10 protein-coding genes are annotated in these 14,729 nt (G+C 65.6%); 6 read left to right on the top strand and 4 right to left on the bottom strand.

All coding sequences use genetic code 11. The annotated features are described in order from the left end of the window. Positions 1-118: 118 nt before the first annotated feature. Positions 119-1,738: a DUF4214 domain-containing protein gene (locus tag ACT6UX_RS25365; RefSeq protein ID WP_444777936.1), complete on the top strand. Its 1,620-nt coding sequence runs from the start codon at positions 119-121 to the stop codon at positions 1,736-1,738. A 288-nt stretch (positions 1,739-2,026) separates the two neighbouring features. Here ACT6UX_RS25365 and ACT6UX_RS25360 read toward each other — a convergent pair whose 3' ends face one another. Continuing rightward, on the bottom strand, positions 2,027-2,893 hold the full coding sequence (locus ACT6UX_RS25360) for an EamA family transporter (RefSeq protein WP_444777935.1): 867 nt from the start codon (positions 2,891-2,893) through the stop codon (positions 2,027-2,029). Between the two features lie 42 nt (positions 2,894-2,935). Here ACT6UX_RS25360 and ACT6UX_RS25355 point away from each other — a divergent pair, with 42 nt between their 5' ends. The 3 genes from ACT6UX_RS25355 (at position 2,936) to glsA (ending at position 8,768) form a co-directional block, all read left to right on the top strand. Then, the gene (locus ACT6UX_RS25355; protein WP_444777934.1) at positions 2,936-3,793 is read left to right on the top strand and encodes a branched-chain amino acid aminotransferase; all 858 of its coding nucleotides are present in this window, start codon (positions 2,936-2,938) and stop codon (positions 3,791-3,793) included. 58 nt (positions 3,794-3,851) lie between these two features. Beyond that, positions 3,852-6,842 (top strand): PAS domain S-box protein, encoded by a 2,991-nt coding sequence (locus tag ACT6UX_RS25350; RefSeq protein WP_444777933.1) that lies wholly within the window; start codon positions 3,852-3,854, stop codon positions 6,840-6,842. Positions 6,843-6,947: 105 nt separating this feature from the next. Then, positions 6,948-8,768 (top strand): glutaminase A, encoded by a 1,821-nt coding sequence (gene glsA, locus ACT6UX_RS25345; RefSeq protein ID WP_444777932.1) that lies wholly within the window; start codon positions 6,948-6,950, stop codon positions 8,766-8,768. Here glsA and ACT6UX_RS25340 read toward each other — a convergent pair. Together ACT6UX_RS25340 and ACT6UX_RS25335 are read right to left on the bottom strand one after the other, a co-directional pair. Next, positions 8,762-9,265, bottom strand: a complete 504-nt coding sequence (locus ACT6UX_RS25340) for an isoprenylcysteine carboxyl methyltransferase family protein (RefSeq protein ID WP_444777931.1) — start codon at positions 9,263-9,265, stop codon at positions 8,762-8,764. The genes glsA and ACT6UX_RS25340 overlap by 7 nt on opposite strands. Positions 9,266-9,275: 10 nt before the next feature. Continuing rightward, positions 9,276-10,334, bottom strand: a complete 1,059-nt coding sequence (locus tag ACT6UX_RS25335; RefSeq protein ID WP_444777930.1) for a type III polyketide synthase — start codon at positions 10,332-10,334, stop codon at positions 9,276-9,278. Between the two features lie 221 nt (positions 10,335-10,555). Between ACT6UX_RS25335 and ACT6UX_RS25330 the strand changes: the two genes are divergently transcribed. Both ACT6UX_RS25330 and ACT6UX_RS25325 read left to right on the top strand, forming a co-directional pair. Then, positions 10,556-11,191 (top strand): hypothetical protein, encoded by a 636-nt coding sequence (locus tag ACT6UX_RS25330; protein WP_444777929.1) that lies wholly within the window; start codon positions 10,556-10,558, stop codon positions 11,189-11,191. Between the two features lie 122 nt (positions 11,192-11,313). Further along, complete coding sequence (locus ACT6UX_RS25325; RefSeq protein WP_444777928.1) at positions 11,314-13,035, top strand: N-acyl-D-amino-acid deacylase family protein; 1,722 nt, start codon at positions 11,314-11,316, stop codon at positions 13,033-13,035. 4 nt (positions 13,036-13,039) lie between these two features. On the opposite strand, the gene ACT6UX_RS25320 is transcribed toward ACT6UX_RS25325, so the two are convergent. Then, entirely contained in the window at positions 13,040-14,704 is a 1,665-nt protein-coding gene (locus ACT6UX_RS25320) for a flavin-containing monooxygenase (RefSeq protein ID WP_444777927.1), read from the bottom strand. Positions 14,705-14,729 lie beyond the last annotated feature (25 nt).

The following is a 14,729-nucleotide window of genomic DNA, read 5'->3' as shown; positions in this document are numbered from 1 at the left end:
AAGTCCGCACAACGACCTTTCGCAAATTCCGCTGGAGCGTCCGGGCTCGACCTCTACTTTCCACTGATTGACCAACAACCCGTTGCGTCGGCCGCGACAATCCCAGGAGAACATTCAAATGGGTCTGGATCCAAAGACACTAATCTTCTCCGAAGACTTCAGCGGCCCCCTCAGCGCGGCGAAGTGGAAGCCCAACGTCGGCCCGGGATCATTTCTGGGGAATACACAACAGCGCACGACCCTGCCGGTGGTCGTCGATGGGCATGCCGTTCTCCAGCTGGACACCTACAATCCAACGGGCCTGTCGTATTTTGGGTCGGAGATGATCAGCGTCCCGACATTCGACGTCAATACGCAGGGCCCTCTGATCTTCCAGGCGACCCTGACGTACGAGCAGGCGCAGAAAGGACTCATCGGCGGCTTCTTTACGCTCGGCCAAGGAGCTCCGGGAACCAACGGACACGACGAAATCGACATCGAATTGATGTCCAAATTCGACAGCCAGTTTCAGACCAACATCTACCATCAGGCCCAGTACGACAACGGCAACCCGATTTCCTATTCGCCGGACGGATATTCCCAGCAAGTCGAACACGTCTACAAGTTCGAATGGCTGCCCAACGGAGTCGTCAAATGGTATGTGGATGACGTTGCCTATCGAACCGTTATTGCAACGACACCTACTCCGAGCAGCGGTCTGCCGGGCGGCCCCGGTACACCGGACCAACCTCAGAATTTGCACTTCAACATCTGGGTGGGATACCCCGACTGGCCGGTCTCCGATCCCAGTCTGCCCCCTCCAACGTCTAACCCGTCGCAGAACGCGACGTTCAAGCTGGACGTTTCAGCGGTGAGTGTCTGGACGGGATCCAGCCTGAACGGAAGTGCCGCGGCCAACGCTCTGGCAGGCACCGCGGGAGGAGAGTACATCGACGGCGGCGCGGGAGACGATACGATAGCTGGCGGCGGCGGCGATGACGTGATCGAGGGAGGATTGGGCGTCGACACCGCCCTCTACTCCGGCTTGGCTCGCAACTACGAAATGTCCGTGACCGCAGGCGTGGCCGTCGCCGTCGCGGATCGGCTCGGCGTCGAGGGCCAAGATATCCTCACCAACGTCGAGGCCATCAGGTTCGCCGACCAGACGCTCGACACCACGTCCTTGATTAGGGCCTCCAATCTCGATGCCTCGAGCTTCATGCCGATCATCGACCTGTACAACGCCACCCTTGATCGTGCGCCGGATGCCCTTGGCCTCGCATACTGGGCCTCCCGGCTGGCCGACGGAATGAGCCTGACCGACATTGCTGAATCCTTCTACTCTTCAGCCGAAGGCCACGCGCTTCGTCCCGTGGCACCCAGCAACGCCGCTCTCGTGAGCAATGCCTATGCGGAGATCCTCGACCGCGCCGCGGACGCAGAGGGTCAAGCCTACTGGATGGGCCAACTGGAGAGCGGTAATCTCACGCAAGCAACGTTTCTGCTCGCCTTCGTTCAGGGCGTGACGGGTGCCGAGGACGTGGCGACGCTCGTCAGCAAGCAGACGATGGGGGTCTACTACGCCATCACCAACGGATTGACCGATGCGGAGAACGCGAGAACCGTCTTCGTCTCCGATCCGCTGGCTTCGAAGACCATGACCGACGCCTTCGCAGTGGCTGCTGCATCCGCCGAAACCGCCGAACTTATCGTCAAGTTGGTGGGCGTGAATCTGGAGATGTTCTCGTCCGCCACATAGGAAGGGCGCTGTGCAACGAGGGATTCCCCGGGCTTAGGCAGTATGCCTTGGCTCCAGGACGGATTCCAAGCGTGGGCCCACGACGGGGCGGCGGCCGGTGTGACGGCCGCCGATGCGAGCGCTACCGTCGTGGGAGTAGCGGCGTTGAGAGCGGTACGCTTCGTCATTGTCTGCCTCCATTCTGCGCGGCAGCAACCCCGCGCCCTGCTGGGATACGCAGGATCGCGGGCGAGCGTGGCTGTCGTACCTATGGAATTACCGCGCTCATTCGGCCGTTTTCCACCTCCCTCAGGTTCCCCCGACGAGCAGCAAGATCACACCGGCTACGCTGACGAGGATGCCGAGCAGACCGATCGCATGAAGCTGCTCGCCGCGCAGGAATATCCAGCTCATCACGACGCCCATGAGGGGGAAGAGCGCCACCAGCGGTGCGACGACGGTGATGGAGCCGAGCCCGAGCGCCGCATAGAGAAGAAAGGTGGCCGTGCCGTTGGCGAAGCCCACGGCGAGGAACCACAGCACCCCGCTGCGGATCGCCGGTCCTTCCCTCAAGGCGCGGTGGCCGACCAAGGACACGATCACGACCGAGGAGAGCGCATAGCCGATGGCGGCGGCGGCCAGTGGCTCCGGCCATAGCGCGAGCCCTGTTTTGATCGCCGGCTGGATGGCGCCTCGCACCAGCGCCGCCGCGAGCGGCAGGCCGAGCACCCAGACGGACCAGTGGCGTCCACCGGTACCGCCGCGCAGCGCCAGCAGCGCCACACCGCCCACGACCATGGCGAGGCCTGCCAGTTGAAACAGCCCGAGATGCTCACCGAGAAACAGCACCGCACCCAGCACGGCGAAGATGGGCGTCACGTTGCCTGCCGCCCCGGCCACCGCCGGCCCCAGCCGCTCGTTGGAGCGCACCGCGAGAATCGAGACGACGACCGGAAAGATGCAACCGACCCCGGCGAAGATCAGCGCTGCATCGAGGTTGAAGCTGTGCCAGTCGACGAACAGGATCGCGGCCAGCCAGGCGACGACCAGCGCACCGCCGATCGAATAAAGCGGTGAACGCCAGGACGGCATCGTCCGCAGGCCGAACTGCGTCAGAATCAGTGCCAGTGCGAAGCAGAAGGCCGCGCCCAATGCGAGGATGGCCGCACCGCTCATCGTCTGCTATGTCCGCGCGCTTCGAGAGACGACGAGGATAAAATGGACACGCTCACCTACTGGAACGGCACCTGGCACGAGGGCAACCCGGCAATCCTGGGGCCGCGCGACCATGCCTTCTGGCTCGGCTCCATGGTATTCGACGGCGGGCGTGCCTTCGAGGGGTGTGGCCCTGACCTCGACCTCCATGCGGAACGGGTGGTGCGCTCGGCCCGCGCGATCGGACTCAACCCGACCCAGACGCCGGAAGAGATCCTGAAGCTGATGCACGAGAGCGTGCGCCGCTTCGGCCCCAAGGCCGAGCTCTATGTCCGCCCGATGTTCTGGGCCGGCAAGGGCGGCGCCGGGCCCATCTCGGTCGATCCGGACTCCGCGCAGTTCCTGCTCTGCACCTACGTCGCGCCGATGCGGGCGGGCACGCCGCTGACGCTCGGCCTTTGCCGCAGCATTCGCCGGCCCGCTCCCGAGACCGCGCCGACCGATGCCAAGGCGAGCTGCCTTTATCCCAATTCCTCGCGCGGCGTGGCCGAGATGCTGAAGCGCGGCTTCAACAACGGCGTCGTGCTCGACCCGCTGGGCAACGTAGCCGAGACCTGCAGTTCCAACCTCTTCATCGCGCGCAACGGCGTGGTCGCGACTCCGGTGCCGAATGGCAGCTTCCTCGCCGGGATCACGCGCTACCGCACGATCAAGCTCCTGCGCTCGGCCGGCATCACGGTCGAGGAGCGCACGATCCGTCCCACCGCGTTGGAAGAAGCGGACGAGATGTTCACCACCGGCAATGCCGGCAAGGTGCAACCCGTCAGCCGCTACGAGGATCGCGACCTGCAGCCCGGCCCGATCGCCGCCCGCGCACACGACCTCTACATGGCCTTCGCGCGGACGCAGCGAGTGATCTGAGGCAGCGCCCACGGGCCGCTGCGCTTGCGGGACAGGTGCGAATCGATACTGTCCCGCCATGACACCAACTGAGCCTGACCCGACCTTCCTCGCCGGCGGCGGCGAAATGGGCGCGCTCATGCGGGCACATGACTGGAAGGCGACGCCGCTCGGCGGCCCGGCGGGGTGGCCGCAATCGCTGCGGACCGCGGTTCGGCTGCTGCTGAACTGCGGTCACCCGATGTATATCTGGTGGGGGCCGGACCTCATCTGCTTCTACAACGACGCCTACCGGCGTTCGATCGGTCCGGAACGCCATCCCTCATCGCTCGGCCAGCCGGGCCGGGCCGTTTGGGAGGAGATCTGGCCGATCATCGGTCCGCAGATCGATCAGGTGATGGCAGGCCACGGAGCCACCTGGCACGAGAACCACCTCGTTCCGATCACCCGCAACGGCCGTCGCGAGGACGTCTACTGGACCTACAGCTATAGTCCGATCGACGATGCCGATGCCTTCCACGGCGTGGGCGGCGTGCTGGTGGTCTGCAGCGAAACCACCGAGAAGGTGCTTACCGAACAGCGGCTGATGGCCGAGATCGAGCGCCAGCGCCGCATGTTCCAGAAGGCACCCGGCTTCATCGCCGTCCTGAGCGGCCCCGACCACGTCTACGACTACGTGAACGAAGCCTACCTTGCCATCGCCGGCCAGCGCGATTTCATCGGCCGAAGCGTGCGCGAAGCCCTGCCCGAACTGGAGGGCCAGGGCTTCTACGAGCTCCTCGACCGGGTGTACCGCACGGGCGAGCGTTTCATCGCCCGGGCCATGCCGGTTCGCCTCAACAACGATGGCAGCACGCGCCTCATCGACTTCCTCTACGAACCGATGCGCGACGAGGCCGGCGACGTCTACGGCATCTTCGTCGGCGGCCACGACATCACGGCACACAAGGAGGCCGAGCGGCAGTCATTGCTGAACGAGGAGTCGCTTCGGCTGACGACCGAGGCGGCGGAGATCGGCATCTGGGACATCGACTTCACCACCGACACATTGGCGTGGTCGCCGCGCACCAAGGCCATGTTCGGCTTCTCGCCCGACGCCGTGTGCACCCTCGACGACTTCTACGCCGGCCTTCATCCCGAGGACCGGGACGCCATCACCCGGGCGTTCGGCGCCGCGCTCGATCCCGCGGTCCGCGCGACCTACGACGTGCAGTACCGCACGATCGGCCACGACGATGGTGTCGTCCGGTGGATCGCGGCCAAGGGTAAGGGTCTGTTCGATGCGGACAGCAGGTGCTACCGCGCGGTCGGCACCGCCATCGACATCAGCGCGCGCAAGCTCGCCGAAGCGCGACACGCCTTCATGCTGGAGCTCAGCGATGCGCTGCGGGGTAACGATACCGATAGAGCGTTGAACGACGCTTGCTCCCTCATGGGCCGCTTCTTCGGCGTCAGCCGCGTCGGTTACGGCCATCTCGATCCGGTCGAGGACGTATTCGACTATTCGGTCTGCTGGACCGACGGGCGCGCCCAGCCGCTTCTCGGTCGTGTTCCTGCCCGCGCCTTTGGCGTCAAGATCGTAAAGAAGCTCGGCGGCGGTGAGACCGTCGTGGTCGGAGACCTTCAGACCGACCCTTTGAGCGACGAGGAAGAGACGCGCACCACCGCCCGGGCAGTCGACACCCGAGCGATCCTGGTGGTGCCCTTCGTGCGCGCCGGCCGTCTGCGCACGATCGTCTATCTCAACGACCGGCCGGCCCGTCGTTGGCAGCCCGACGAAGTCGCCTTCATGGAGGAGGTCGCCGAGCGGACCCGGCAGGTCATCGAGCGTGACGAGGCCGAGGCGGCGCTGCGTGCGCTCAATGCCACGCTCGAAGCGCGGGTCGAGGCGCGGACCGCAGAACTCCGGGAGGCGGAAGAGGCTCTGCGCCAGGCCCAGAAAATGGAGGCGATCGGCCAGCTCACCGGCGGCATCGCGCACGATTTCAACAATCTGCTGCAGGGCATCACCGGCAGCCTCGACCTGGTACAGCGGCGCATCAGCCAGGGCCGCCTGGGCGACCTCGACCGCTTTATCACCGGCGCCATGACATCCGCCAATCGGGCCGCCGCCCTCACCCATCGCCTGCTGGCCTTCGCGCGACGGCAGCCGCTGGATCCCCGCCCCGTCCACGTCAACCCGCTGATCGGCTCGATGGAAGAGTTGCTGCGGCGGACGCTGGGCGAGCGGATCGAACTCGAACTGAGACTGGCCGGCGGCCTCTGGTTGACCCGCTGCGACGCCAACCAGCTGGAGTCCGCCATCCTGAACCTCGCGATCAACGCGCGGGACGCCATGCCCGAAGGCGGGCAACTCGTCATCGAGACCGTCAACCGGGAGGTCGACGAGGCGACGGCCGCCGCTTACGCAGACCGGGCGGCGGGTGACTATGTCTGCATCGCGGTCGCCGACAGCGGCACTGGCATGGATGCCGAGACTGTCGGCCGCGCGTTCGAGCCTTTCTTCACGACCAAGCCGATCGGCCAGGGGACCGGCCTCGGCCTGTCCATGATCTACGGCTTCGCGCGCCAGTCCGAGGGCTACGTCGAGATCGAGAGCCAACCCGGCCGTGGCACGACCGTTCACCTCTGCCTGCCGCGCTTCCAGGGCGACGCCGACGACGAGACCGGCGCGGACGCGACCAAAGCCGCGCTGGCCGAAACCGGCGAGACCGTGCTGGTGATCGAGGACGAGCCGGTGGTCCGCGGCCTGGTCGTCGAAGTGCTGGCCGATCTCGGCTACCGCGCCATCGAGGCAGTCGATGGTCCACAGGGCCTGGAGATCGTGCAGTCGGCGCAGCGCATCGACCTGCTGATCACCGATGTCGGGCTACCCGGACTGAACGGCCGCCAGGTCGCGGACGCGGCCCGTGCCCTTCGTCCCGATCTGAAGGTATTGTTCATGACGGGCTACGCCGAGAACGCGGCGCTCGCCGCCGGCTCGCTCCACGCGGGGATGACGCTCATCACCAAGCCCTTCACCATGGAAGCCCTGGCGACGCGGGTCCGGGAGATCATCGAGACGAAATAGGTGATCGTGGCTCTACCTCCCATTCGCGGTATGATGCTTGCTCCGCTCCGTGACGACTGACACTCAACCAGCTCAGTCTCCGTGAACAGAATGGATTGGCTCCAGATGTCCTCCGCCGAGCTTCCCCTCGCGCGCTTCCTGGCGCGTTGCCACTCCGACTTCTCGAAAGACGATAGCGGCGAAGTCGCGTCCTATATTCCCGAACTGTCGCTCGCGAATCCTGCCGACTTCGGCATCGCCGTCACCACGGTCGACGGCTTCGTCTACGAAATCGGCGACAGCAACGTCGAGTTCACCATCCAGTCGATCTCCAAGGCCTTCGTCTTCGCCCTCGCCCTCGAGTCGGTCGGCCCTGATCGCGTCGAAACCGTGGTGGGCGTCGAGCCGAGCGGCGATGCCTTCAACTCCATCCGGCTTCGATCCGACAACCGGCCCTTCAATCCGATGGTCAATGCCGGCGCGATCGCCTGCACCAGCCTGATATGCGAAAGCGAGGGGGACGGCGCCTTTACGCGGCTGCACGACGCGCTCAGCCGCTTCGCCGGACGTCGCCTCGACGTGGACGACGCGACCTTCCAGTCGGAGCGGGCGACCGGCGATCGCAACCGCGCCATCGCCTATCTCCTGCGCAATCACGGCGTTCTACTGGGCGACGTCGATCAGGTTCTCGACGTCTACTTTCGCCAGTGCGCATTGCGCGTGTCGGCGCGCGACCTGTCGGTCATGGCGGCAACCCTTTCGCACAAGGGCCGCAATCCGCTGACCGGCGAGCAGGTCGTCTCGTCCTACGCCGTCGCGCGCACGCTCTCGGTCATGACCAGCTCGGGCATGTACGATTCGGCAGGCCGCTGGGTCTATCGCGTCGGCATCCCGGCCAAGAGCGGCGTGGGCGGTGGCATCGTGGCCGCGCTCCCTTCGCAACTCGGCCTCGGCACCTATTCGCCGCGCATCGACGACCAGGGCAACAGCGTCCGCGGGCTACGCACCTGCGAGGCCCTCTCGACGCACTACGGCCTCCACATGCTCAACAGGGTGGGCGACGTGCGGACCTGCATCGCGGCCAGCTACGATGTCGGCAGCGTTTCGTCCCGCCGCAACCGCCGGCCACGCGAGCAGGCCATCCTGGAAGCTCACCACGCCAAGTGTGCCATCGTGGAACTTACAGGGGCTTTGAGCTTTGCAAACGCCGAGTATATCTCGCGGCGGGTCCGCAGCCTGCCGCCGGAGTTGGCGTATCTCATCGTGGATCTGCGTCGCGTCCCGTCGGTAAGCGAGGCGGCCCTGCAGTTGATGGCCGATATCCTGGATGACCTCGCTCGTGCAGAAGTCGATGTCGTGTTCTGCGGCATTCCGAAGGGCACACCTGTCGAAGCCGCGCTTGGCGAGTGGCTGGTCGGCAAGGCCGGTGTGCGCAGCATTGCCTTGCTCGACGAAGCCATCGAGTGGGCGGAAGACCGTATTATTCAAAGCGAGGCCGGAGCGCTCGACGTCGAGAAGCCAACCGCTCTCAGCGAACAACAACTGCTGGCCGGTCTCGACCCGGCGGCCCTGTCGGCACTTTCCGAGCTGATGAACCCGCACCACTACCGGGTCGGCGAGCGCATGATCTCGGCCGGCGAGCAGGCCACCACGCTGCTGTTCGTCGTGAGCGGCGTCGTGAGCGTCAGGTTGGCGGGGGGCCTGCGCCTCGCGACGCTGTCGGCGGGCATGGCGGTCGGGGAGATGGCGCTACTCGAAACGACGAGGTCAGCGGACGTCTGGGCCGACACTGCGGTCGCTTGCCTCGAACTGTCACTCGATGCCTTCGCGAGCTTTCGGAATCTCCATCCCCGTGCCTGCGAGCATATCATGGGCAACCTTGCACGCCTGCTCGCCAAGCGCCTCATCATTGCGAACACCAAGATCGAAGTTCTGGCGTCCTACTGAGGCCGGAGCGCCGCTGCCTCCGCCTTGATGCGAATCCACATCGCCGCGGCATTGAGCGCCGAGAAGACGAACCCGTACGCCGGCAGGCCGAAGACGAGCGGCAGGACGAGGATCTCGCCGGCCACCACCCAGTAGTTCGGGTGCGACAGGAAGCGGTAGGGACCACACTGCACCCGCGGCGCGCCCGGCAGCACGATAATTCGCGTCGTCCAGCGCTCTCCCAGCGAAGTGATCACCCAGAGACGGCCCAGCTGCAGGAGGATGAAGGCCGCAAGCCAGAACGGCTCGATGTGCTGGTCTACGGGCGCGCGATACACCACGAGATACCAGAGGCCGAGCAACCAGGCGGCGTGAAGCACGACGATCAGCGGATAGTGCGCCGCACCGACTTCATACCCCCCTTTTGCCAACAGGCGACGGGTATTCCGGCGGGCCAGCACAAGTTCACCCAGGCGCTGAGCCGTCACGAGCCCCAGAATCAGCGCGGTCCAATCCATTATAGGATCCTCAGGCGGCGCGGGCGAGCGACAGGGCGCTGCAGGTGAAGCCCGGTCCCAACGCCGCCAGGACCGTGCGCTGCGGCAAACCTGCAGCCACGAGACGCTCCAGTACGAACAACACCGTCGGCGCCGACATGTTGCCGTACTGGCGAAGCACCTCGCGTTCATGGTCGAGCGTGCCTTGCGCGAGATGCAGGGTCGTTTCCAAGGCAGTGATCACCTTGGCGCCGCCGGGATGGCAGGCGAAGCGGTCGACCGAGGCGCGCGCGATGCCGAGGCGTTCGAGGATCGTCGCCACCGCCGGCCCGACTTCCTGCTCGGCGAAGGGCGGAATGGACCGGTCGAAGATGACGCCCAGGCCCGTCGGATCGACTTTCCAACCCATGATATCGAGCGTATCCGGCCAGCGATGTTCGCCCGCCCCTTCGATCCGGGCGAGTCCCGGCTCGCCTGAGTCGGCACGGACGACACAGGCCGCAGCGCCGTCACCGAACAGGGCCGTCGCAACCATGTTGGCGGGCGTGAGCTGATCCATGCGAAAGGCCGCGGTGCAGATCTCGACGGCGACCATCAGCACGGTTGCGCCCGGTCGCGCCGCAGCCAGTCGGCTGGCGATCGCCAGGCCCGAGACGCCGCCGGCACAGCCAAGCCCGAACACCGGTACCCGCTCGACATCCGTGCGAAAGCCCATGCGCGCGGCGGCGCGCGCTTCCAGGCTGGGCGTCGCGACGCCGGTCGAGGAGATCGTGACGATCGTGTCCACCTCGGATGCAGCGCACCCTGCCGCCGCGAGCGCCCCTGTCGCGGCCTCCACGAACAGGTCCTGCGCGCCCTCGAGATAGGCGGCATTGCGCTCGGGCCATCCCAGCAAGGCGAAATACCAGTCGAGCGGCTTCACCGTGTACCGGGATTCGATGCCGGAAGTCGTGAAGACCGGCGCCATCCGTTCGAAGGCGGCGTAGCGATGGGCAAACATTCCCCGCGCCGCCTCCGCCGCTTCGGTCTGCAGCAGCCGGTGGGGAGGCAAAGCATGGGCGACGGACAGCAGGGCGCTCGCAGGGGGCATGGCGTGATCCTTCCGCCGCCATAACCGGCCCAGGCGCTCCAAGGTTCAAGTCACGTTTTTCTGACGCCAGCGGACGGGATTGCGGATTCGCAGCCGTAGAAATGCTGCAAAGGGAGTTGCCGGACAATTCTTTCGTCGGCATAAAACCGCGCGTCTGTTCGGAGGCTGACCACGACCGCGCCGGAGCCGATCATCCTGCGCGATGAGAGGGGGAGACATCGATGCAAACGAATCGCCGTTCGACTCTGAAGCTGCTGGGAAGCGCTGCGCTCTCGACCGCTGCGCTGCCTGTCCTGCCGTTCTCTGCAAAGGCGCAGGAAGATCTCTACATTGCCTCGACCTATCAGAACTTCAAGCGCGGCACGATCTATAGCATCGACGAGAGGACGCGCGGTTTCGTCATCGTCTGGCAGGATCTCGGCCGTGTGAAGATGAAGGCCGCCGACCTGGTCACCAACTACGGCGCGCTGCGCGTCGGCCAGATCGTCGACGTGCAATGGTACGACTATGTCGACTTCCTGATCGCTCCGACCACGCCCGCCGCGACGGCGCGCGCCAAGGCGATGATGAGCCAGGGCGCGCGGATCGACGGCATCCCCGGCGCGCGGGAGCCCATCCGCCTGTGGTCGATGGCCGGCATGTGCACCAAGGTCGACCTGGCGACCAACACGGTGTTCCTGATCAACGCCTCCGGTGGCGAGCCCGACAAGCCCTCACCCAACAGCGGCGAAGTCATCCAGATGCCGCAGGTCGTGAGCGAGGCCGGCAAGGCCGCACTGAAGACGATCAAGCCGGGCACACAGATCACCACCGTGTACAGCGTGCAAACCGCGCTCCAGGTCACGATCATACGCTGACCATTTCCGCTTATCTAAGCGACAACGCCGGGACCGCGAGGTCCCGGCTTTTTCGTGTGGGTGTTTCACTTCCCGTCCCTGGAGTGCTAGCAAATCAGGAGCAACTCTTGCGGGAGGACGCCATGGCCGCCTCATACGATCTGATCGTGCGCAATGGAACGGTGTTCGACGGGACCGGAGCCGAGCCGCGCGAAGCGGATGTCGCCATCCGGGACGGCAAGATCGCCGCCGTGGGCCGGATCGACGGCGCGGGCCGCGAGGAAATCGACGCCAGGGGCCTCGCCGTGACGCCGGGCTTCGTCGACATCCACACCCACTATGACGGCCAAGTCACCTGGGACGATCGCTTTTCACCCTCTTCGGGTCACGGCGTGACAACGGTGCTGATGGGCAATTGCGGCGTCGGCTTCGCGCCCTGCCGGCCGGAGGACCGCGACACGCTGATGAACGTGATGGAGGGCGTCGAGGACATTCCCGAGCTGGTGATGCGCGAGGGCGTGCCCTGGAACTGGCAGAGCTTTCCCGACTATCTCGACGCCCTATCGAAGCGCCGTTGCGACATCGACTTCGCCACGCAGGTACCGCATGCGCCGCTACGCGTCTTCGTCATGGGCAAGCGCGGCGTCGACCGCGAGCCTGCAAACGCATCTGACATGGCAGAGATGGCGAAGCTTGTTCAGGAGGGTCTGGACGCTGGCGCGCTGGGCTTTTCGACCTCACGTTCACTCTTTCATCGCACGCCTGACGGCGCCCTGACACCGACCATCACCGCCGGGGAGGAAGAGCTGGCGGCGATCGCGCGCGGCATGCGACGCGCCGGCAAGGGCGTGATCCAGCTTTTGGACGATTTCTCCGACACGACAGCAGAAGGTGCGACCGAGTTCGCCATGCTGCGCCGGCTGGTCGAACTTTCGGGCCGGCCACTTTCGTTCACCCTGCTCGACCTGTCGCTCTATCCCGGACGTTGGCAGACGCTCTTGCGCGAGATCGAGCGCGCGCATGGCGACGGCCTGCCGATCCGCGGCCAGGTCGCGGCTCGGCCCGTCGCCGTGCTCTACGGGCTGGAACTGTCGTTCCATCCTTTTTCGACCTGCCCGAGTTATCGCGAGGTCGAGAGCCTACCGCTCGAGGCCAAGCTCGCGAAGCTGCGCGATCCGGCGATGAAGGCAAGGCTGCTCGTCGAACAGCCGACCTACCGCAATCCCCAGATGCTGGCCTTCATGCGCAGCGTCGCCAACATGTTCGTGCTAGGCGATCCGCCCGACTACACGCCGCCGGCCGACCAGCGGCTCGACGCGCGGGCTGCCGCACTCGGCATCTCGCCGCTTGAGCTGGCCTACGACCTGCTGGTGAGCGGCGACGGCCGCACCATCCTGTTCCATCCCGGCGCGAACTACACCGATTGCTCCGACGCCAATATGGCCAGCATGCTGCGCCACGAGCACACCGTCATGGCGCTGGGCGACGGCGGCGCCCACTACGGGCTGATCTGCGACGCGAGCTACACGACACACGCTCTCACCTACTGGACGCGCGACCGTAAGTGCGAGCGCTGGCCCCTGCCCTGGGCGATCCGGCAGCTCACCGACGTGCCGGCCCGCACCGTCGGCCTCGGCGATCGCGGACGGCTGGAGGTGGGCTACAAGGCCGACCTCAACGTGATTGATCTCGATCGGCTGAAAGTCTCCGCGCCGCATCCCGTTCACAACCTGCCGGGCGGCGGCCGCCGGCTCGAACAGAAGGCCGAAGGCTATCGCGCCACGATCGTGGGTGGCGAGGTGACCTACCGCAACGGCGAATTCACCGGCGCCCGCCCCGGCCGACTCGTGCGCGGTGCGCGATAAATTTTCAGCGCAGCGCGAACCCCTCATAGCCGTTGGCAGCGATCTCTTCGCACTTCTGGCGGTACTTGGGGGCGCCGCCGGCATAGGCCATGAAGGTGCGCTTGAGGCGGCCGGGAACGTTCTTGTTCACGCCGGTCATCCAGGAATCGACCTTGGTGAGCAGCAGTCGTGAACCCGTCTCGTACACATGCGCCGTCCACGTCGCCTCGGCCTCCGGGGTCGCCTCGATGCGGGTCAGGCCCTTGTCGCGCATGTACTCCAGCAGCTCTGAAACGAACTCGACGTTCTGCTCGATGCAGCGCGGCAGATTACAGAAGGTCGCCGCATTGTGCGGGCCTACCAGGGTCAGCATGTTGGGAAAGCCAGTGACGTTGAGGCCAAGATAGGTGTGCGGCCCGTCGGCCCACTTGTCGCGGAGCTTCTCGCCATTGCGGCCCTGGAAGTCGATGCGGTCGAAGGCACCGGTGATGGCGTCGAAGCCGGTGGCGTAGATGATCATGTCGAAGTCGTAATCGACATCGCCAACCCGCAGGCCGGTCTCGGTGATGCGCTCGATCGGCGTCTCGCGGATGTCGACCAGCTTCACGTTGGGCTGATTGTAGACCTCGAAGTAACCACTCTCGAGCGGCACGCGGCGCGTGCCGTAGCCGTGGTTTGTCGGGATCAGCTTGTCGGCGATCGTCTGGTCCTTCACGCGGGCGCGGATCTTCTTGATTACGAAGTCCGTCAGCGCGTCGTTGGCCGCCTGGTCCATGAGCACGTCGCGGAAATTGCCCTGCCAGAAGGCGAAGCCCGGCGTGTTGTAGAGCTTCTCGAAGAAGGCCTCGCGCTCCTCCGCCGTCACGTCGGTCGAATGGCGCGGATCGGCAGTGTGGACGAAGCAGCCCCAGTTCTCGCGGCACTGCGCGAAGATCTGGTCGTAACGCGAACGGATGTCGGCCATCGTCTCGGGCTCGATGCGACTGTTGCGCAGCGGCGTGCACCAGTTTGGTGTGCGCTGGAACACGGTGAGCTCGCCCACCGTCTTGGCGATCTCGGTGATCGCCTGCACACCCGACGCGCCGGTGCCGATCACGGCGACCTTCTTGCCCTCGAAGCTGACGGGATGATGCGGCCACAGGCCGGTGTGCCAGGACTCGCCCGTGAAATCTTCAATGCCAGGAATGGTCGGCATGGTGGGCGACGACAGCGGCCCGATTGCGGTGACGAGGAAGCGGGCGCGGGCGCGACCGCCTTTCTCGAAGGTGACCTCCCATTCGTTGGCCGCCTCGTGCCAGTGTGCCGCCTTCACGCGGGTGTCGAAGGTGATGTCGCGGCGCAAGTCGAACTTGTCGGCGATGAACTCGCAGTAGCGCAGATTTTCGGGCTGGCCGGAGAAATGCTCCTTCCAGTCCCACTCCTTCAGCACCTCGGGCGAGAAGGAGAAGCCGTAGGTCCAGCTCTCGGAATCGAAGCGCGCGCCGGGATAGCGGTTCCAGTACCAGGTGCCGCCGACACCGCCGCCGGCCTCGTAGACCCGCGCCTTGAAGCCCATCTGACGCAGCTTCAGGAGCTGGTACATGCCCGAAAGGCCTGCGCCGATCACGATGACATCCCATCGTTCGAGCATGCCGGGCTCGACCATGTCGGCAGTCTCGCTTGTCCGTGTCGCTTCAGCCGCGATTGCCATGGCGTTCCTCATCTGATTTTGCGGA

Origin of the sequence: Reyranella sp. (genome assembly GCF_052439685.1) — a bacterium.
Taxonomy (GTDB): Bacteria; Pseudomonadota; Alphaproteobacteria; order Reyranellales; family Reyranellaceae; genus Reyranella.
This window is presented reverse-complemented; position numbering and strand designations above follow the sequence as displayed.

Bases quoted from the DNA above. Each gene is read 5' to 3' on its own strand.
- ACT6UX_RS25365 (WP_444777936.1), top strand. From the start codon at position 119: ATGGGTCTGGATCCAAAGACACTAATCTTCTCCGAAGACTTCAGCGGC.
- ACT6UX_RS25360 (WP_444777935.1), bottom strand. From the start codon at position 2,893: ATGAGCGGTGCGGCCATCCTCGCATTGGGCGCGGCCTTCTGCTTCGCA.
- ACT6UX_RS25355 (WP_444777934.1), top strand. From the start codon at position 2,936: ATGGACACGCTCACCTACTGGAACGGCACCTGGCACGAGGGCAACCCG.
- ACT6UX_RS25350 (WP_444777933.1), top strand. From the start codon at position 3,852: ATGACACCAACTGAGCCTGACCCGACCTTCCTCGCCGGCGGCGGCGAA.
- glsA (WP_444777932.1), top strand. From the start codon at position 6,948: ATGTCCTCCGCCGAGCTTCCCCTCGCGCGCTTCCTGGCGCGTTGCCAC.
- ACT6UX_RS25340 (WP_444777931.1), bottom strand. From the start codon at position 9,265: ATGGATTGGACCGCGCTGATTCTGGGGCTCGTGACGGCTCAGCGCCTG.
- ACT6UX_RS25335 (WP_444777930.1), bottom strand. From the start codon at position 10,334: ATGCCCCCTGCGAGCGCCCTGCTGTCCGTCGCCCATGCTTTGCCTCCC.
- ACT6UX_RS25330 (WP_444777929.1), top strand. From the start codon at position 10,556: ATGCAAACGAATCGCCGTTCGACTCTGAAGCTGCTGGGAAGCGCTGCG.
- ACT6UX_RS25325 (WP_444777928.1), top strand. From the start codon at position 11,314: ATGGCCGCCTCATACGATCTGATCGTGCGCAATGGAACGGTGTTCGAC.
- ACT6UX_RS25320 (WP_444777927.1), bottom strand. From the start codon at position 14,704: ATGGCAATCGCGGCTGAAGCGACACGGACAAGCGAGACTGCCGACATG.